This is a genomic window from Streptomyces sp. WM6372, assembly GCF_001279655.1.
Taxonomy (GTDB): domain Bacteria; phylum Actinomycetota; class Actinomycetes; order Streptomycetales; family Streptomycetaceae; genus Streptomyces.
The window spans coordinates 41,791-59,629 of record NZ_LGDB01000207.1 but is presented as its reverse complement, the minus strand read 5'-3'; the positions used below and the strand labels follow the sequence as shown (position 1 = coordinate 59,629).

The 17,839-nt window shown below is 73.7% G+C and carries 14 protein-coding genes and 2 pseudogenes; 6 read left to right on the top strand and 10 right to left on the bottom strand.

Annotated features, from left to right (window positions below):
* Positions 1–209: 209 nt before the first annotated feature.
* The 3 genes and pseudogenes from ADK52_RS27595 to ADK52_RS40535 all read left to right on the top strand — a co-directional run bounded on the left by ADK52_RS27595 (position 210) and on the right by ADK52_RS40535 (position 1,704).
* Positions 210–1,067 (top strand): hypothetical protein, encoded by an 858-nt coding sequence (locus ADK52_RS27595; RefSeq protein WP_053692546.1) that lies wholly within the window; start codon positions 210–212, stop codon positions 1,065–1,067.
* A pseudogene (locus tag ADK52_RS45095) lies at positions 965–1,321 on the top strand (hypothetical protein); the annotation flags it as partial. The gene ADK52_RS27595 and the pseudogene ADK52_RS45095, both read left to right, overlap by 103 nt.
* Positions 1,318–1,704 carry a DUF5958 family protein gene (locus ADK52_RS40535; RefSeq protein ID WP_078988645.1) on the top strand — a complete coding sequence of 129 codons (387 nt, stop codon included), beginning with the start codon at positions 1,318–1,320 and terminating at the stop codon, positions 1,702–1,704. The pseudogene ADK52_RS45095 and the gene ADK52_RS40535, both read left to right, overlap by 4 nt.
* 231 nt (positions 1,705–1,935) lie before the next feature.
* Here ADK52_RS40535 and ADK52_RS40530 read toward each other — a convergent pair.
* Positions 1,936–2,142: pseudogene (locus ADK52_RS40530) on the bottom strand (tyrosine-type recombinase/integrase); the annotation flags it as partial.
* A 934-nt stretch (positions 2,143–3,076) separates the two neighbouring features.
* On the opposite strand from ADK52_RS40530, the gene ADK52_RS27590 reads away from it, so the two are divergent.
* A complete protein-coding gene (locus ADK52_RS27590; protein WP_053692545.1) occupies positions 3,077–4,492 on the top strand; it encodes an MFS transporter in 1,416 nt (471 codons plus the stop codon).
* Positions 4,493–4,566: 74 nt separating this feature from the next.
* Here the strand turns inward: ADK52_RS27590 and ADK52_RS27585 are convergent, their stop codons facing one another.
* Positions 4,567–4,788, bottom strand: a complete 222-nt coding sequence (locus tag ADK52_RS27585; RefSeq protein WP_078988644.1) for an EF-hand domain-containing protein — start codon at positions 4,786–4,788, stop codon at positions 4,567–4,569.
* Positions 4,789–5,004: 216 nt separating this feature from the next.
* Here ADK52_RS27585 and ADK52_RS27580 point away from each other — a divergent pair, with 216 nt between their 5' ends.
* Positions 5,005–6,195: a serine hydrolase domain-containing protein gene (locus tag ADK52_RS27580; RefSeq protein WP_078988643.1), complete on the top strand. Its 1,191-nt coding sequence runs from the start codon at positions 5,005–5,007 to the stop codon at positions 6,193–6,195.
* A gap of 24 nt (positions 6,196–6,219) precedes the next feature.
* Here ADK52_RS27580 and ADK52_RS27575 read toward each other — a convergent pair whose 3' ends face one another.
* The 5 genes from ADK52_RS27575 to ADK52_RS27555 form a co-directional block, all read right to left on the bottom strand.
* A complete protein-coding gene (locus tag ADK52_RS27575) occupies positions 6,220–8,571 on the bottom strand; it encodes a condensation domain-containing protein (protein ID WP_053692543.1) in 2,352 nt (783 codons plus the stop codon).
* 225 nt (positions 8,572–8,796) lie between these two features.
* The gene (locus ADK52_RS27570) at positions 8,797–9,633 is read right to left on the bottom strand and encodes a 4'-phosphopantetheinyl transferase family protein (RefSeq protein ID WP_053692542.1); all 837 of its coding nucleotides are present in this window, start codon (positions 9,631–9,633) and stop codon (positions 8,797–8,799) included.
* Positions 9,634–9,649: 16 nt separating this feature from the next.
* A complete protein-coding gene (locus ADK52_RS27565; RefSeq protein ID WP_053692541.1) occupies positions 9,650–11,491 on the bottom strand; it encodes an acyl-CoA dehydrogenase in 1,842 nt (613 codons plus the stop codon).
* Between the two features lie 244 nt (positions 11,492–11,735).
* Complete coding sequence (locus ADK52_RS27560) at positions 11,736–12,545, bottom strand: acyltransferase domain-containing protein (RefSeq protein WP_053692540.1); 810 nt, start codon at positions 12,543–12,545, stop codon at positions 11,736–11,738.
* Positions 12,535–12,831: an antibiotic biosynthesis monooxygenase family protein gene (locus ADK52_RS27555; protein ID WP_053692539.1), complete on the bottom strand. Its 297-nt coding sequence runs from the start codon at positions 12,829–12,831 to the stop codon at positions 12,535–12,537. The genes ADK52_RS27560 and ADK52_RS27555 overlap by 11 nt, the downstream gene beginning before the upstream one ends.
* A 295-nt stretch (positions 12,832–13,126) precedes the next feature.
* Between ADK52_RS27555 and ADK52_RS27550 the strand changes: the two genes are divergently transcribed.
* The gene (locus tag ADK52_RS27550; protein ID WP_053692538.1) at positions 13,127–13,405 is read left to right on the top strand and encodes a PqqD family peptide modification chaperone; all 279 of its coding nucleotides are present in this window, start codon (positions 13,127–13,129) and stop codon (positions 13,403–13,405) included.
* A gap of 174 nt (positions 13,406–13,579) precedes the next feature.
* On the opposite strand, the gene ADK52_RS27545 is transcribed toward ADK52_RS27550, so the two are convergent.
* From ADK52_RS27545 to ADK52_RS27535, 3 genes are all read right to left on the bottom strand, one after another.
* Positions 13,580–15,637: a condensation domain-containing protein gene (locus ADK52_RS27545; protein ID WP_053692537.1), complete on the bottom strand. Its 2,058-nt coding sequence runs from the start codon at positions 15,635–15,637 to the stop codon at positions 13,580–13,582.
* Positions 15,638–15,835: 198 nt separating this feature from the next.
* Positions 15,836–16,792, bottom strand: coding sequence for an aromatase/cyclase (locus ADK52_RS27540; RefSeq protein ID WP_053692536.1), 957 nt, complete (start codon positions 16,790–16,792; stop codon positions 15,836–15,838).
* Positions 16,793–16,894: 102 nt separating this feature from the next.
* A complete protein-coding gene (locus ADK52_RS27535; RefSeq protein ID WP_324615944.1) occupies positions 16,895–17,827 on the bottom strand; it encodes an aromatase/cyclase in 933 nt (310 codons plus the stop codon).
* Between the last annotated feature and the right edge of the window lie 12 nt (positions 17,828–17,839).

The window sequence follows — 17,839 nt, the reverse complement described above, 5'->3', positions numbered from 1 at the left end:
ACCGGCCCCGTGTCCAGAAGATCACCACCGAGCCGGCGGCCTGATCAACGTGGTCTACAAGGTGCCGGAGTGCTCAAGGGCCTGGGCACCGCAACGACTCCGAGTTCGCCGACCCCAAGACCCGTACGTGGGACCAGTTCCGCGGCTTCGCCACGGTCACCACCCGCACCGGCAACGGCAACGCGGCCGAGGCCCCGCGCACCAAGAGCGTGTCCACGTACCTGCGCGGCATGGACGGCGACGTCCTCGCCGACGGCACCAAGCGCAGCGTCACCGTCGACGACGCCCAGGGCGGCCAGATCAAGGACGAGGAGGTCTTGTCCGGACGGGTCCGCCAGACGCAGACCTACGACCGCGACGGCGGAACCGTCGCGGCCGACGAGGTCACCACCCCCTGGCTCGGCAAGAACGTCACCGCGACCCGCGCCCAGTCCGGCGACCTGCCCGCCATCACCGCCCGCGCCCAGAACACGGCCAAGGTCACCAGCCGCGCCAAGCTGGCGGACGGAACCACCTGGCGCGTCAGCGAGCGCACCTCCGAGTACGACGACACCCTCTTCTCCCGCCCGACCAAGGTCGATGACAAGAGCGACCTGTCCCGGCCCGACCACCGCCTGTGCACCACGTTCGAGTACGCGACCGGCCCCGGCGGCGCCCTCACCGAGCTGGCCTCCCGCACCCTGGTTCTCTCGGGCGCCTGCGGGCAGACCCCCACGGCCGCGAACAGCGTCGGCGACACCCTCGCCTCCTTCGATGGTCTGCCCGCCGGACAGGCCGGCGCCACCGCGGACCAGACCGGCACCTCGGTCCTGGAAAAGTACGACGCTGCGGGCAAGCCGGTGTACCGCCTCAACTCCACCTCGACGTACGACGCGTACGGCCGCGTCACCAGCGACACCAACAAGACCCGCAAGGACTCCGGCCACCCCGACGGAGCGACGACGACGGCTTCATCGGCGGCACCACCGTCAACGACTTCCACACGTACTATGTGCTCGCAGGCGCCACGCCGGTCCTCGTCCATAACTGCGGCGAAGGTGCCCGAACGTGGTCTGAGGCTGACATGAGCCCGAATGATGCCAAACGCATTCAGAATGCCGCGGATAAACTCGGTCATCCAATCATTGCGGTTGGCAGCAGAGCGAAGGGTCGTCGAACTCTGCATAATCCGAACGGGTTTGGTCACGAATCCGACTGGGACTTCGTCCTGGATGGTCCGTCAAGGAAGCGACACGGCGTGAAGAATTCTCTTCCCCGAGGGACAGGGGCTGGAGAGGACAGCCGTCGAGGAAGAGACTTCTGGCAGAGTTACAATCCATGAAAGAGTCTGAGCGAATCATCAATGAGATCGCGCAAGGCCTCCGCCAGCTGGACGATGGTGCCATCTGGTTCTCCTCCCTCTCTCAAGCCGCACAGAAGGAGGTGCTGAGGGAGGTCGTTCGTTACGCGATGCAGGCCCACACGACAGCAGAAGATGGCCGCGCAGGCGTGGCGCGATCGGGAGTCAAGCCCACGGCCAACCCCGCGGTAATGATCACCATGGAGCCAGCCCGTGCGCGAATGGGGAAGATCGTCAATCTTCCTGTCGACGAATACCTGAAGGCGTTTCGGGTTCTCGTATCTGCGTTTAGCGTCGCCGATACTCGCCGCAGAGAGACATCTTGCAGGGGGCAGTGCGGCCATCCTTGGCACAACCTGCCGTAAAATTGACGAACGATGGTCAAACTTGCGGCGCCCGAATGTTATTGAGGATTGAACCGAGGTCTGCACGCGGGCGTGAGAGTTAGCGTGTCGGTAAGTCGCGGCGGCCCCAGCGGATTCGTTTCTTGTGGGGCCGCTGGGGTGTCTGACGGCAGTAGTTGAGACAACGTCAGCGGACGGCCGGTGCGCAAGGCGGTAGGTCGGTACTGACGTTTCGGAGGTGCTTTCGGTCGGGCTGTGGAGGGTGCGGCCGAGGAGGTCGATGGCGTCGCGTTGGAAGCGGAGTCTGACGTGGGCGTAGACGGTGGCGGTGACGCCGATGTGGGCGTGGCCGAGGAGCTCTTTGATTACGACGAGTTCGACGCCTTGCTCCAGGAGGAGAGTGGCGGTGGAACGCCGTAGGTCGTGGAATCGAATCCGGCGGATCCTTGCCCGATCGAGAGAAAGTCGACAATTAGATCCAATCGCCACCTTCCATAACGGGTCGGCGCCGTGTTGAGAGCGAAGGGCGTGCTCCTTGGAACCTGAGAGCGATTGGGTGAAATTGCTTGCCGAATACGCCCCACCGCACCCGGAAGGAAGCTGGTTTGAGCCGCTGCTCTGGCCGTTGCTTCGGGCTGCGTCCGACCTTCCTTCCCTCCGTGAGGTGTACCCAAGCCTGGCGATGAACTGCCTCGTGGCGTACCACAGTCAGGAGGTTTGGAAGTCAGCCCCGGCGGATCGATGGCCGGCGGTATCCGTCGGTTCCGATGGGGTTTATGCTGTCATCTCGGATGCTTGGTCGGGCGAAGCCAAGGTGTTTCTTACGACAGCTGATCCAACTCTGGCTGCAGTTGAGTTGGGAAAACTGATCGATGTACTCAGGAAACACTGATGGCATCTTCCTCTCTTTCCTCGGATTGCGAAATGGCCAGAGAGGGTCGACAAGCCCGGGGAAGTGGTGGTCATCGCGGTCACCGTCGGGTGGTGATTCAAGAAGTTGCTCTCTGGCCCGCCGGTGGGAAGGCGGCATCCGACCTGCGGAGAAACTCGTCCTGATCGTGGAATCACCCCGGTGTTGCCGCTGACGGTTTCGTGAACGTCGTTACTCTCGCGATGAAGCACTGCCGACCGTCGCATCCTCACAGTGCCCCAGCAACCCCTCCTTGTTCCGGGAGCGGGGTGGCGGGCGGGCGTCCGTGGGTCGTGAAGCGGGTGCTGTGCCGCCTGCGCGGTCACGGAAGCTGCGGGACCCGGGCGCAGGCCCGGCTCCGTTGAGCGACGGGCCTCGTTCCGGAGTGCAGTGTTTCTCCAGTGCTTCTTGGGAGCGTGAGGGCTTCACATCGACAAGTCCTCAAGTCTTCAAGTCGTCACGCCATCACGTGGGAGGCAGTGCATGTCCGCGTCCGTCACCGAGCGTCCCGCCGCGGCCCCGGCCGGCGCGCGGTCCGCGCGCCGTTCGCGGCCCGGGCTCGCGCTCGCGGTCATCGCGGGCTGCAACGCGATGATCCAGCTCGACGACCCCATCATGAACATCGCGCTACCCGGCATCCGGGCCGACCTGGGGCTGTCGGCGCTCGCCGCGTCCTGGGTCATCGGCGCCTACCTGCTGGCCTTCGGCGGCCTGCTGCTGCTCGGCGGCCGGGCCGGCGACATCCTGGGGCGGCGCAAGGTCTTCGTCGCGGGCGTCGCGCTGTTCACGGCCGCCGCCGCGGTGCGGGCGGTGGTCCCGAGCGGTGAACTGCTGATCGCCGTACGCGCCGTGGAGGGCGCCGGCGCCGCGTGCGCCGCGGCCAACGGGTTCGTGCTGATGCTGAGCACGTTCGCGGAAGGGCCCGCCCGCAAGCGGGCCATCGCCGTCTGCACCGCGGTGGGCGCGGCCTCCACCGCCGGAGGCCTGCTGCTGGCGGGCGCGCTGACCTCGGCGGGCTCCTGGCGCTGGGTGCTGCTGCTCAACGTCCCGATGGGTCTGGCGATCGTACTGCTCGCTCCGCGGGTGATCACCGAGACCGAGCGGATCCGCGGCCGCTTCGATCTGCGCGGCGCGCTGCTCTCCGCGCTCGGCGCCGCCGCGCTCGTGTACGGGCTGTCGCAGGCGGCCGAACACCCCTGGACCGACGTCCTCGTCGCCGGTCCGCTCCTCGCCGGCCTGGTACTGCTGTCCGTGTTCGTCGCTACGCAGCGCCGCGCCGCCGAGCCGATCGTCCGGCTCGGGCTCTTCCGGGACCGGGACCGGGCGCTGGCCTTCTCCAGCATGCTGGTCCTGCCGGGCGGCCTGATCGGGGCCTACTTCTTCCTGAGCCAGTTCTTCCAGCAGCACCACGGCTGGTCCCCGCTGGAGGCGGCGTTCGGCCTGCTCCCGGTGCCGGTGACGATGGCCGCCATGGCCGGTGTGGGCGTACGGGTGGAGCGGGCGATCGGCCCGAAGCCGATGATGGCGATCGGCACGGCCGCGCTGGTCGCCGAGAACCTGTGGCTGTCGGTCCTCGGGCCCGGCGACGCGTATCTGACGGGCATACTGCCCGCGCTGGTCCTGCTGGGCGCGGGCATGGCCTTCTGCGTGATCCCGCCGACCGTGCTCGCCACGTCGGGGCTGCGCCCCGAGGAACTGGGCTCGGCTGCCTCGGTGCTCAACGCCCTTCAGTCGGTGGGCGGTTCGCTGTGCATCGCCCTGATGGTGACCGCCTCCGCGGGACACGCCGACTTCTCGGACACCATGTCCGCGGGCTTCACCGCGGGCGCCGCCTTCGCGGCGGCGGCCCTCCTGATCGCCCTCTCCCTCCGGCCCGTCCGCCCCCGCCGCCGCGCGTAGCCGGGCCGCGCCGGACACGCGTCAGCCCCCGTACGGTCCCTTGCCGGGACCGGCGGGGGCTGTCCGGGACGCCGCTACTTCAGCAGGGTCTTGAACTCTTCGAAGTCGAGGACCCCGTCACCGTTCGCGTCGGCCGCCATGGCCTTCCTGACCTCTTCCGCGAGGTGTCCCTGGCCGCCCTCGGCCTTGAACCCCTCGGCCAGTTCGACGATGTTGATCCGCCCGTCGCCGTCCGTGTCGATCTCGTCGAACAGCGCCTTGAGTTCGGCCTCGGTCATGACGTTCCCCTCTCGCATCACAGGACCCTGACGGCCCACATGGCCCACCACCCTGACAGATCCGCTCCGGGACGCATGCACCGGCCACCCGTACGGGTGTATCACCCACGCGCATCGGGGGTTAGCCCCACCTCGGAGCGGGTGGGTGGCGGGATCGTCCCGCCCGGCCGCATCCGGACATGCTGGGACCGGCACATACCGCTGGTTTCCCCATGATTCCGTAGGAGTTGGCCCGTGCGTGAGCAGGAATCGCCGTCGCAGACGTTTCGTCCGTCCCGGTGGCAGCGGCAGCGGCAGCGGCAGCCGGGTGGTCGGCGCAGAGCCGCCACGGTCGCGACGGCCCTGGCCGCCGGTGTCCTGGCGATCGGCGCACTGGCGCCGTCGGCGGCATTCGCCGCCACCCGGCCGGACACCGTCCAGCAGGGGTTGGACGCGCTGGTGCGGGACGACGGCCTGCCCGCCGCTCTGGCGAGCGTCACCGGCCCCGATGGCCGCACCCGTACGTACACCGCGGGCGTCGGCGACCTGGCCACCGGCTCGAAGGTGCCCCGGGACGGGCAGGTGCGGGTCGGCAGCAACACCAAGACGTTCACCTCGGTGGTCGTACTGCAACTGGTCGGCGAGGGAAGGATCCGCCTCGACGCCACGGTCGACACCTATCTGCCGGGCCTCGTACGCGGGGAGGGCATCGACGGCCGCCGCATCACCGTCCGCGAGCTCCTCCAGCAGACCAGCGGGCTCCCCGACTACACCAAGGCCGACATCCAGCCCCGGTACTACGAGCCGCGCGAGCTCGTCGCGTTCGCCCTCCGGTACAAGGCCGAATCCGGCCCCGGCGAGCAGTGGGCGTACAGCAACACCAACTACGTACTGGCCGGCCTGATCGTGGAGAAGGTCACCAGGCACCCCCTCGCCCAGGAGATCGACCGGCGCATCATCCAGCGCATCGGGCTGCGCCACACCTATTTCCCCGCCCCCGGTGACGCGACCATCCGGGAACCCCACCCCCGGGGCTACTACCGGGACGAGGCGGACGCGCCGCTGCGCGACATCACGGAGACGGACCCCTCCTGGGGCTGGGCGGCGGGCCAGGTGATCTCCACCAACTCCGACCTCAACCGGTTCTTCACCGAACTCCTGGGCGGCGGCCTCCTGCCGGCGGCCCAGCTCGCCGAGATGCGCACCACCGTCCCCGCCGGGTACCCCTTCGACTCCCGCGCGCGCTACGGACTGGGGCTCGTGAGCACGCCGCTGTCCTGCGGCGGCGTCTACTGGGGCCACGGCGGCAGCTTCCCGGGGTACGAGACCCGGGGCGGAGTCAGCGCCACCGGCCGCGCCGTCAACGTCGCGGTGACCGCCAAGCCGTCGGACGGGGCGGCCATGAAGCGCTTCGAGCACCTCGTGGACACGGCCCTCTGCCGCTGACCGCGCCTCCTCCCGAACGGCCGGTCACGACTCGTGGCCGGCGGCCGCCCACAGGGCCCGGGACAGGTCCTGGGCCGAAGCCCGGCTGCCGTCGGCGGTGCCGCCGATCGACACCAGCGGGGCCCGCCAGCCGTGTGCGCCGATCCGTTCGGCCACCTCGTACGCGACGGCTCCGCCCCCGGAGAAGCAGCCCAGCAGCAGCGGTCCGGCCGCGGCGAGGACCGGCCGCAGCGCCGTGAGGCAGGCCGTGGCGTCGGCCGGGGCATCGAGGGTGACCAGCGCCTGAAGCCCCCGGTGCGCCCGCGCCACCGCCGCGTAGCAGTCCGGCGGCGCGTCCGGGGGCGGTACGAGCAGCACCGTCCCGGCGCCGGGGTACGCGGCGGGGCGCAGCGTGACCAGCCGGGGCGCGGCCGCCTGCGGCGCGGCCACCGCGCCCGGCACGGGCAGGCCGTCGAGCAGCGTCAGCGCGTCGGCGACGGTGGCGCGGTGGAGGTCCGCCTCCGGGAGCTCGCGCAGCAGCAGCGCGGTCTGGGCGAGGATCCGGGCCGCGTCGGCGTCGGCGAGCCGGGCCCGGCTGCTGTCGGCGGTCAGGACGAGGCCGCCCGCGCGGTCGTGGCGGGCGGTGAGGGCGAACGGCAGCCCGGTGTACGCCTCGACGGCCTCCGGCGGGCCCACGCGCACGTCGGCCGCGGCCAGTTCCCCGTCCAGCGGATCGCCGCTCGCGCCCGCCCCGGGGCGGGCGGGCACCCGGTCGAAGGTGATCAGCGATTCGGTCCGGGGCGGTTCCCCGGAACGGCCGGTCGGTTCCCCGGAACTCCCGCTCCGCTCGTCGGAGCGCCCGCTCTCTTCCTCGGAGCGCCCGCTCTGCTCCTGTACCTGCTCTCGTATCTGCCCGGCCGAGACCCACTCGTACGCGGCCAGGCCCAGCGCCCGGTCCCGCAGGTCGGTCAGCAGCCGGGCCAGCGGGGCCGCCGGGTCCACGTCCACGGAGAGCGGCAGCGGGTTGCCGAGCGGGCCGGGCAGCCGGTCGGCGCCTTCGAGGGCGATGCCGCGCCCGGAGACGGTCACCCCGAACGCGACGGGGACGGGCTCGGAGCCGAGGCCGGGACCGGGCGAAGCCGCCCGGTGCAGTTGGAGGGCCCATGCGGCGTGCAGGGCGGTGCTCTCCGCGACCCCGCACGAGGCCGCCCACCCCCGCAGCCGTACCGCCTCGGTGGGGTTGAGCCGTTCCACCGCGCGGCCGTACCCACGGCCGTACCCGCGGCCCGTGCCCCCGCCGGGGACCGGCGGCCGGTCCGCGGCCGGGACCGCGGGCAGCGTACGGGCCCCGGCGAGCGGGGCGGCCCGGGACCAGAACTCCCGGGCCGGGCCCGGGTCCCGGGCGGCCAGCCAGCGCAGGTGGTCGGGGAGTGACGGGCGGCGCTCGCCGCCCGCCGGGCGGCCCTCGGCCGCGTACGCCCGCAGGAAGGAACGCAGCAGCTGCTGCACGCTCGGGGCGTCGAGCAGGGCCTGGTGGTACGTCAGGACGATCCGGGCGTCGGGGCCGTGGGCGCCGGGCTCCGCGTCGACACGGCGGACGCGCAGCGGGCCGGGCCGGCCGAGGTCGAAGGCCTGCTCGCGCTCGCCGCGGAGCACGGCGGACCAGGCGGCCGCCCCTCCGGTCACCCCGCCCGTCGAACCGCCGGCCGCCCCGCCCGTCACCCCGCCCGTCGAACCGCCGGCCACCCCGCCCGTCGAGCCCCCCGGCGAACCGCCGGCCGCGCCGTCGGGCTCGTACGGATCGTGCCGTACCGGGATCTCGGCCCGCTCGTGCACGGCGACGACGGGCCCGCTGCCGCCCCGGCCGGGGCCGGGTGCGAACGCGGAGCGCAGCACGGCCTCGCGGTCGGCGACCGCCTGCCACGCCTCGTCGAACCGGTGCCGGTCCAGCGGCCCGTACCAGCGCAGGTGCAGCTGTCCGAGGTGGAGCGGCGGTCCGGGCGGGGCGGTCATGGCGTCGAGCAGCACCTCGCGCTGGCGGGCGGAGGCGGGCAGTCCGGCGGGCGCTCCGGCGGGGTGCGCCTCCCGGCCCGGGGCGGGCTGCTGCGGCAGGGCGGCCAGTACGCCCGACCACCAGCCCGGGCGGCCGTCGGCCGAGGCCGGGTCGGTGAGCAGGTCCGCGAGCCGGCCGGCCAGGCCGGGCCGGCCGGCGGGCCGTTCACCGGGCCGGCAGGTCAGCTGGAGCGTGTGGTGGGTCGCGGTGTGCCGGCGCAGCGTCGGCCCGCAGGGCGCGGCCATGGCGAGGGCACTGGCCAGGAGCGGGGCGTCGAGGGGACCGAGCAGGTCGAGTGCGAGCGGTGTGCCGGGCGCGATCACCACGGTCATGGCGCCGTCCATACGCCCCTCCCCGTACCCTCAAAGCATGCTGCGGAAACGCCTCCGAAAAGGGCGAGTCAAGTCGGGGTCAATTCTAAGGTAAAAACTGGTCAAACGACATGGCTCCAGCCATGGAATGTCTTGTTCCACATGGAAGTTGGCGAGTTCCGTGTGGAACTGCCCGGCTTTCAGGGTGATTCAGGCCAGCCGTCCGGATCAGGCCGGATCAGGCCGGATCAAGCCGGATCAGGCCGGATCGAGCAGCGCCGACACCATGCCGACGAAGCCCTCGTCGAGCATCGTGGACACGGAGCTGTCGCGCGACGTGTCCAGCCCGGCGTCGTGGCAGGCGACGCTGAGCAGGTAGCGCCCGGCCACCGGGTAGGTGCCGAAGGCCCATTCGCCGTGCGTGGCGGGTGAGCCGTCGGGGGTGAGCAGCCCGGTCTCACCGCTGGTCGCCGTGGCGAAGCCGAACTCGGAGAAGCCCATCCGCAGGCCCTGGCCGAGCGCCTTCGTGTACGCCTCCTTCAGCGTCCACAGCCGCAGGATCCCGGCCGCCCGCCCGCGCTCCCCCAGCGCCGCGAGCTCGGCGCGCTCGGCCGGGGTGCAGACCTGGTCCTGCAGCAGGTCGAAGGAGAGCCTGCGGTCGGCGGGTTCGGTGTCGACGCCGATGCGCCCGTTGCGGCTGATGCCGACCGCTATCAGGTCGTCGGTGTGCGTCAGGCTCAGATCGATCTGGTCGAATCCGCGCAGGTACGGGCGGCCCCCCGGCTTGTACGAGAGGTCCAGCTCGGCGGGCCCGCAGCCCAGCGCGGCGGCGGCCGTGTACCGGATCGCCAGCCGGGAGGCGACGAAACGGTGCCGGGCGGTGGCGTCGGCCGTGTCCCGGTAGCGCGCCCAGTCGCGGCCCAGCAGGATCCGCAGCGCGGCCGGGGAGCCCGGCTCGGCCGGCCACTCCTCCCAGGTGGTGTACGCGCAGGCGTTGCCGCACCGGGTCATGCCCGCGGCCACCTCCGCCCACGGCCCGTCGGGCCCCGCCGCGTGCACGGGCACGCTCAGCAGCGGTGAGTTGTTCCGGTTCATCGCGTGTCCCTTCCGGTCACTGGGCCAGCTCGGTGGCGTCGAGGTCGCAGCTGCGGCCCGCCCGGTAGCGGCGTACGAGTTCCTCCAGCACCTGCCCGAGGCAGTCGTCGGGCAGCTCCGGTACCGGAATGCCGAGCCTGCCGCCGATCCGGGTCAGCGCGAGCACCGCCCAGGCGGGCGAGGCGAGGAACGGCTCGCTGCCGTCCTGGCCCTCCCAGGTGCCCAGGATCGCGGCCGCCGCGAGCACCAGGGCGTAGCGGTCGCTGAGCACGCACCAGGCGGGGTCGGCGAGGGCGGCGGCGCCCTGCGGGATCGCCCTGCACTGCTCGCGCAGCGCCCGCAGTTCGGTGACGAAGGCCTCGGCCAGGTCGGCGAGGACGGCGAGCTGCCCGCCGACCCCGCGGACCTCCGCCAGCCGGGCGGCCGACCCGACGAGGGACGCGGCGAGGAAGTCCCCGCCGTCAGCGATGCCCAGGAGCCGGTAGTCGAGGTGCGGCAGGCTCGCTCCGGAGCGGAACAACTCGGAAGGCGGCTCCTCCTCCTTGAACCAGGCCCGCTCGGCCAGCGCCCGCAGCTGGGGCACGATCACGGCCTGGCAGGCGGCGGTCCCGGCGTGCCCGAGGCCGGCGACCGGCAGGTCGCGCGAGAGCTTGTCCAGCGCCCCGTACTCGGGCGTGCCGTGCTGGTAGCCGCGCGAACCGAGTACGGCCGCCAGCTCCTCCAGGCTCTCGCGGAGCAGGTCGGGGACGACGTACTTGACGGCCGCCGCGAGCACGTGGGTGCGGTCGGGCAGCAGGCTCAGGGCGCGCAGCGCGACGGTGGCCATGCTGTCGCAGGCCAGCAGGTCGGCGAAGACCCCGGCGAGGGGTTTGTGGAAGCGGCGCGCGACGGGGCGGCTGCGGCCGGTGGTGGCGGCCCGTACGGCGGAGTGCAGGACGGTGCCGGCGGCGGCGACGGCGGTCGCGGCGATGACGCAGCGGTTGACCTGGTACGTGCGCAGCGCCAGGGCGACGCCTTCACCGACGCGGCCGACGAGGGCGTCCTCCGGGACCTCGCAGTCGGTGAACCGCAGTCCGGAGAAGAGGGATCCGCGCATGCCGGCGGTGGGGACGCGCGGCAGCCGGGCCAGCCCGCCCGTGGCGGTGAGCTCGTCCGGGTCGAGCAGGAGGACGGAGTGGCTGAGGGGGCTGCGGGCGCGGTCGGTCCGGGCGTAGACCACGTAGGCCTGCGCCCGGGCGGCGTTGATGATGACGTCCTTGCGGCCGCTGAGGGAGAAGCCGCCGCCGGCCAGCGGGGCGGCGGTGAACTCGTCGCGCAGGATGGCGTTCGCGTGGGCGAGCTCGTGGTGGACGATCGAGGCGCGCCCGCCGGCGAGCAGGACGTCGGCGGTGGCCCGGCGCTGGGCCGTGCTGCCGGCCGCCCAGACGGCGGACGTCGCGAACAGCGAGGTGATGCCGGAGCCGAAGCCGAGGGCGAGGTCGCGGCGGAAGACCGGGCGCAGCACCTTGACGAGCAGGTCGGCGCGGGTGAGCCGACCGCCGAACTCGGCGGGCACGAACTCCGCGCCCAGGCCCGCCCCGACGAGCAGCCGCTCGGTGGCCGCGGGCGGCTCGCGCCGCTCGTCGGCGGCGAACAGGGCGCCGAGGCCGTGCGGGTTGGCGGGGTCGTACGGGTCGCCGAGCAGGGCTTCGAGGCGCGCGGCCCGGCGCAGCGCCTCGGTCTCCTCGGCGGCCCGGCCCGCGGCGCGGCCCGCGGCGGTGTGATCGGCGGCGGGGCGGTCGGCCGCGGTACGGCCGACGGCGGTACGGCCGGCGGGCCCGCTCTCGGGACGCGTGGGGGTCTCGGTGGTGGTGGCCATGGCGGCGGAGATCAGCTCCTTCGTCCGGGACTCTCGGCCTGCTGCGCGCAGTCCGCGGGGCTGGTCCGTCCTCTGTTGCGGGTCTTACGGGTCTTACGGGCCGTACGAGCCGTACGGGTCTTTCGGTCCTACGGGCTTACGGTCCTACGGGCTTACGGGTCTTCAGCGTGCGGGCATCCGCTCGACACCCGCTTGAGGCGTCGTGCAGCGGCGGCCCAGGGCAGCCGGAGACCGGCCACCGGGATCACCGGTGGCGGCCTGCGGCCTGTCCTTCGGTTCGTTCGACGTGCAGCAGTACGGCCCGGGCGGCGCGCAGTTCGCAGCCGGGCAGGGTGTCCTCGGGGTCGGGCCCGCAGGGGTGGGGGCGGGTGAACCCGGCCGCCTCAAGGGTGCGTACGGCGTCTGCGGTACGGATGACCTGGTGGGTCTGGAGCAGCAGCCGTTCGGGCCGCAGCGGGCGTTCGTCCGCCCCGGGGCCGATGGCCCGGCCGGTCGCGGTGCAGACGAGGTGGACGGACCGCGGCGCGGTGGCGCTCTCGCGGGCCGCCTTCAGGAACTCGGCCTCGGCGGCGCGCGCGGCGCCGGGTGCGGGCCGGGGAGGTACGAGGCGGCCGAGCGCGGCGACGAGCCGGGCCGCGTCGGCCAGCGTGAGCACGCCGGCCACGTGGGCGGCGGAGAGTTCCCCGGCACCCTGGCCGGCGACGGCGTCGGCGCGCAGCCCCCAGCTCTGCCAGAGCCGGTACACGGCGACCTGGAAGGCGAACAGCGCCGGCTGGGCGAACTCGGCGCGGCGGATCAGGCCCGAGTCCACCCCGCCCTCGGGGGCGAAGACCACGGCGGCCAGCGGCAGGCGCAGCCAGGGGTCCAGTGCGTCGCGTACTCCGTCGTACGCGCTCCGGAAGGCGGGGACGGCGCAGTACAGCTCGCGGCCGAGGGCGAGGCGGCGGCCCGCGTGACCGGTGAACAGGACGGTCAGGGGCGGGGCGGCGGGCCGCCGGGGCGGGCGCGGCCGGCGGGGCCGGCGGGCGAGGAGGGCGGCCGCGTCATCGGACACCGGGCGCCGCCTCCACGGTCTCGTACAGACCGGGCTCGGGGGTGGCCAGGGGGCCAAGGTCCTTGACGAGGGCCTGGAACTGCTCGCTGCGGACCGCGGCGGCGTGGGCCTGGGCGTCCTTCCACACGGCCAGTTCGAGGAAGACCCGCTGGTCGCCGAGGTGGCGCAGCGCCTCGTGGCCGATGTAGCCGGGCTGGCTGCTCATATAGGCGGTCAGACGGTCCTTGACCGCCAGGAACCGGTCGATGTCACCGTGGACGGTCAGCTTGTTGACGAAGGTCACCATGGGGGCTCCTCGGGTGTGCGGGTCTTCGGGGGGTCCGGGTGCCACGCTCGGCCGCTCCGCTCGAAGAGCCCTGGAAGACGGCTCGACCACCCCTCCAGCCCGCGGGTGCCGGGCGACGGAGTTCCCGTCCACGGGGAAGCGTGCCCGGCACGCGGGCGCCCACCCCCCTAACTCCGGGAATCAGCCGTACAGGGGGTATGCGAGGGGGAACCCCAGAATGCGGGGGGCTCCATGGATCCTGCCGGATTTCCGTAATAGCTTGAGGGTTCCTCGACCGCTGGCCCTGGAGGTGCCCGTGCGCATCCGACCGATGCCGGGGGTGCGTGTCGCCTCCGTGGACGCCGACGGCCGCCTGGAGTTGCTGGCCGCGTCCACCGCCGGACCGGAGAGCTACCGCTGCGGCCCGGTGGGCACGGCGATGTGGATCGCCCTGCGCCAGTACGACGGCGACACCGCGGCCGCGGCCGATCTCCTCGCCCGCCTCTGGGGCACGGTTCCCGAGAACGCCCGCGCCGACCTGGACGTCTGGGTGGAGGAAATGCGCGACGCGGGCCTCCTCCACGCCGTCGCCTGACCCCCGCAGCTCGCCTGCCCCCCGCCGTTCGGCGGGCCGCCACCGCTCGGCAGGCCGCCACCGCTCGGCAGGCCGCCACCGCTCGGCAGGCCGCCGCCGCTCGGCGGGCCGCCACCGCTCGGCGGGCCGCCGCCGCTCGGCGGGCCGGCGGCACGGCCAGGCCGGCGGCACGGCTCAGCGGGGCGCGGCCGCCGTCAGGGTGCGGGAGAGGGCCTCGGTGTCCGGGGCCACGGCGACCGCGGGCGCGGGCCAGCCGAAGGCCGCTATGCGGCGGGCGATCTCGTGGGCCAGCGGGGCCCCGGCCGGATGGCACCCCAGCACCAGCGGCTCACCCGCCGCCAGGACCTGCCGCAGCGCCGCCACGCAACCCGCGGCATCCACCGGGGCGTCGAGCGCGGCCAGTTGCCCGTTCCCCGGATGCGTCCGGGCCAGCGCGGCGAAGCGGCCCACGGGCATGCCCGGGGGCGGGACGAACACGACGGCCCCGGCCCCCGCCCGGGCGCCGGGCCGCAGCACGACGAGCCGTGCGGTCTCGGCGGCCCCGGACTCAGCCGCCCCGGGTGCCACGCCCCCAGGCTCAGCCGCCCCCGGCGCCACGCCCCCGGGCTCGGCGGCCCCAGGCCTCCCGGGCCCGGGCTCCACGGCCCCAGGCGCCACACCCCAAGGCCCCACGGCCCCGGGCTCGGCGGCCCCAGGCCTCCCGGGCCCGGGCTCCACGGCCCCAGGCGCCACACCCCCGGGCACCACACCCCCAGGCACCACGCCCCCGGGCACCGCAGTCCCGCGCCCCGGGTGCCGGCGCCGGGCCGCGGGGACGGGCGGTGCCGGCCAGGGGCCCAGGAGGCGCAGGGTCTCCGCCACCGTCGTCGACAGGCGGTCGGTGGTGGGGAACCCGCGAAGGAGGCGCGCGGTGTGGTGGACGGCTTCGCGCGCGTCCGCGAGCCGGGTCCGGTCCTGCACACCGGTCAGCACCAGGCCGCCCTCGCGGTCGTGGTGCGCGGTGAGCGACAGTGCGTGGCCACCGGGCGCGTCGACCGTCTCCGGAACCGTGAGGCGTATGCCCTGGGCCGCCAGGTCCTCGTCCAGGGGGTCCGTGTCCGTCGGCGGCGGGGGGTCGAAGGACAGGACCGTCCGTACGAGCGGCTCGGCCGGGGCCCGGCCGCTCCACTCCCGCACCTGGCCCATCGAGACCCATTCGTACGCCGCGAGGTCCAGCGCCCGGTCGGCGAGATCGGACAGCAGCCTCCCGAACAGCCCGTCGGGGTCGACCTCCACGGACACCGGCAGCGGAGAGCGCAGCGGGCCGGGCAGGCGGGACGCCCCGTCGAGGGGGATGCCGCGGCCGGACACGGCCGTCGCGAACGCCACCGGGACCGGGCCGCCGCCGGGGACGGCCCGGCGCAACTGGAGGGCCCAGGCCGCCTGGAGGGCAGTGCTCTCGGTGACGCCCTGCCCGGCCGCCCAGTCCCGCAGGAGCGAGGCCTCGTACGGGGCGAGCCGTACCGTGGCGCGGACCTGGCCGGCCGCGCCGCCGCCCCCCGGCGGCAGCGTGACCGCGCCCGCCGGCGGCGCCGCCGCCGACCAGAACGCGCGGGCCGGGCCGCGGTCCCGGCCCGCCAGCCAGCGCAGGTGGTCGCGGACGTCGGGGCGCCGCTCGCCGCCCGTCCCGCTCCCCTCCGCGAGGTACGCGCGGGCGAACGCGCGCACCAGCAGCCGTACGCTGCGCCCGTCGAGCACGGCGTGGTGGTACGTCAGGATCACGCGCGTCGGCCCGGGCCCCGGGCCGGCACCCGACCCGCCGCCCGGCCCGGCCCGCTCGTCGAGCAGCGCGATCCGCAGCAGTCCGGGCCGGGTGGGGTCGAAGCCGCGCCGCCGCTCCCCCGCGAGCAGGGTCTGCCAGTCGGCGGATCCGTACGGATGGCGCACCAGCTGCGGGACGACCCGCCGGTGCACGACGACCCGGGGCCCGCCCCGGGCCCCGTACGGCGCGAACGCGGCCCGCAGCACGGCCTCCCGGTCGTACACGGACTGCCAAGCGGCCAGGAACCGCCGGGTGTCCAGCGGCCCGTACCAGCGCCAGTGCACCTGCTCGACGTGCGCTCCGGAGCCCGGCCGGGCGGCCATCGCGTCGAGCAGCACCTCGCGCTGCCGGGCGGACGCGGGCAGTCCGGGCCCCGGACGTGCGGGTCCGGGGCGCGCGGGCGGGCCGGCCTGCTCGGAACCGACGCTCATCCTCTCCCCCTCGTCTCGGCCTCGCACTTCAAAGGGGTCGAGTATGCGCGGGGCTCCCACGTTTCGCTGACGCGCTCCTGACACGCCGATGGAGTGCCGGTGGAGCGGGCACAACAGGCACAGCAGACACAGCAGGCACAGCAGGCAGGACGGGGCCGGCAGGCAGGGCAGGGCAGGGCAGGGCAGGGCCAGTCGGCCTCACAGCATGCGGATCGCCGTCTCCGCGTGCTGCTTCGCCAGCCCCAGCGTCGCGAGGCTGTTGCGCCCCAGCGCCTCGCGCACGTACGTCCTGGCCGCGGCCAGGTCCGCGCCCGGGCCCAGGACCCGCTCGACCGCCTCCTCCCGCAGCAGCACGCTGTGCTGCGCGACGGCGGTGACCCCGCTCTCGTCCGGGATCAGCGACCACTCGCCGGTGTGCGCCGCCATCAGGGCCGGGGTCGCGGTCTGCTTGTAGACGATGCGGCCGGCCGCCGGGAAGCACACCCGCACCGATTCCGTCGTGTGCGCCGCTCCGTCGGCCGTCACCGTGTCCATGCTCAGCAGCTGCACGCCGGGCGCCTCCTCCGTCACGGCGGCGCGCGAGACGTGCGGGACGCGGTCCGGCCAGTCGGCGGCCTCGTACAGGAACTGGTAGGCCAGATCGGCCGACCCCTTGATCCGTACGGTGTCCTCGAAGGACAGCAGCAGGCCGTCGAGCCGGCTCCAGCCCTCCGCGGCCTCCTTCAGCGTGGCCAGCTGGGCCCGGCTGTTGGTGTCCGTGGCCTCCTTGGTCCAGTCGACGTCGGCGGGCCGGTCGCCGGCGACCGCGAAGTCGTGCAGCAGGACCAGCCGCGAGCGCCCGGTGCCCCGCGGCTCCACGATCCAGCTGCCGCCCATCGAGACGACGGGGGCGGCGGGGACCTCCTGGCGGAAGTCGATGCGCAGCCGGGTCGCGTCCAGCGTCCGGCGCGAGAGCCAGGACCTGACGGTCCCGTTCGCGGTCACCCAGATGTGGAACCGGTCCCGGGAGCCGTCGAAGTCGAGCCGCTCGACGTGGATGCTCGACGGGAAGTACAGCGGCCACTGGGTCGTGTCCGCGATCAGCCCGTAGACCACGCCCGCGGGCGCGTTGACGTCCACGGAATAGGACGTGCGGTGCACCTGCTGGACCGACATCGCCACACCTTTCCGTCACAAGTGATCCAGAGTCTGTCCGTACCGGCCGGAGCTCCGGTCGAGACGGCCTGGAGCCCCGGGCGCTCTCCGTGAAGTCCCGCCTCAGCGGGCGAGCGCCGACTCCGCGTACTGCTTCGCGTACGTCATCGTCGCCGTGCTGTTGCGGCCGAGCGCCTCGCGCACGTACCGGCGGGCCGCCGCGAGATCGGCCGACGCGCCCAGCACCCCGGCGATCGCCTCCTCCCGGAGCACCACCCCGTGCCGCGAGGTGACCGTCGAGCCGTAGGCTCCGCCCGTGACCGTCCACACGCCGGTGTGGGCGGACATCAGTGCGGGCGTGCGGGTCTGCTTGTAGACGATGCGGCCGGCCGCCGGGAAGCACACCCGTACCGATTCCGTCGTGTGCGCGGACCCGTCGGCGGTCAGCGTGTCCATGGCCATGACCTGGACGCCGGGCAGTTCCGCGGGCTCGGTGAGCTCCAGCCGCGATACGTGCGGCAGCAGCTGGGGCCACTGCTCGGCCCGCTCCAGGAACGCGTAGACCAGCTCCGGCGGGGCGTCCACGCGGACGGTGTCCTCGAAGGACATCACGAGGTCGTCGAGGCTGCCCCAGCGCTCGCCCAGCCGCGCCAGGTTGCCCAGCTCGGCCCGGCTGTTGGTGTCGGTGGCGCGCTCGACCCACTCGACGTCCTCGGCCCGGTCGCCCGCGACCGAGAAGTCGTGGAGCAGGACCAGGCGCGAGCGCTCGGCGCCCAGCGGCTCCACGATCCAGGTGCCGGTCATCGCCGACAGCGGGGCCGCGGGGACCTCCTGGCGGAACTCGATGCGCCGCGCGGCCGCGTCGAGCACCCGGCGCGAGGTCCAGGACTTGACCCGGCCGTTGGCCGTCGCCCACATCCGCAGCCGCTCGTGGACGCCGTCGAACTCCAGCCGCTCCACGTACACGTTGGGCGGGAAGTACAGCGGCCACTGCACGGGGTCCGCGATCAGTCCGTAGACCACGCCCGCGGGGGCGGCCACCTCGGTCTCGTGCACGGTACGGTGCAC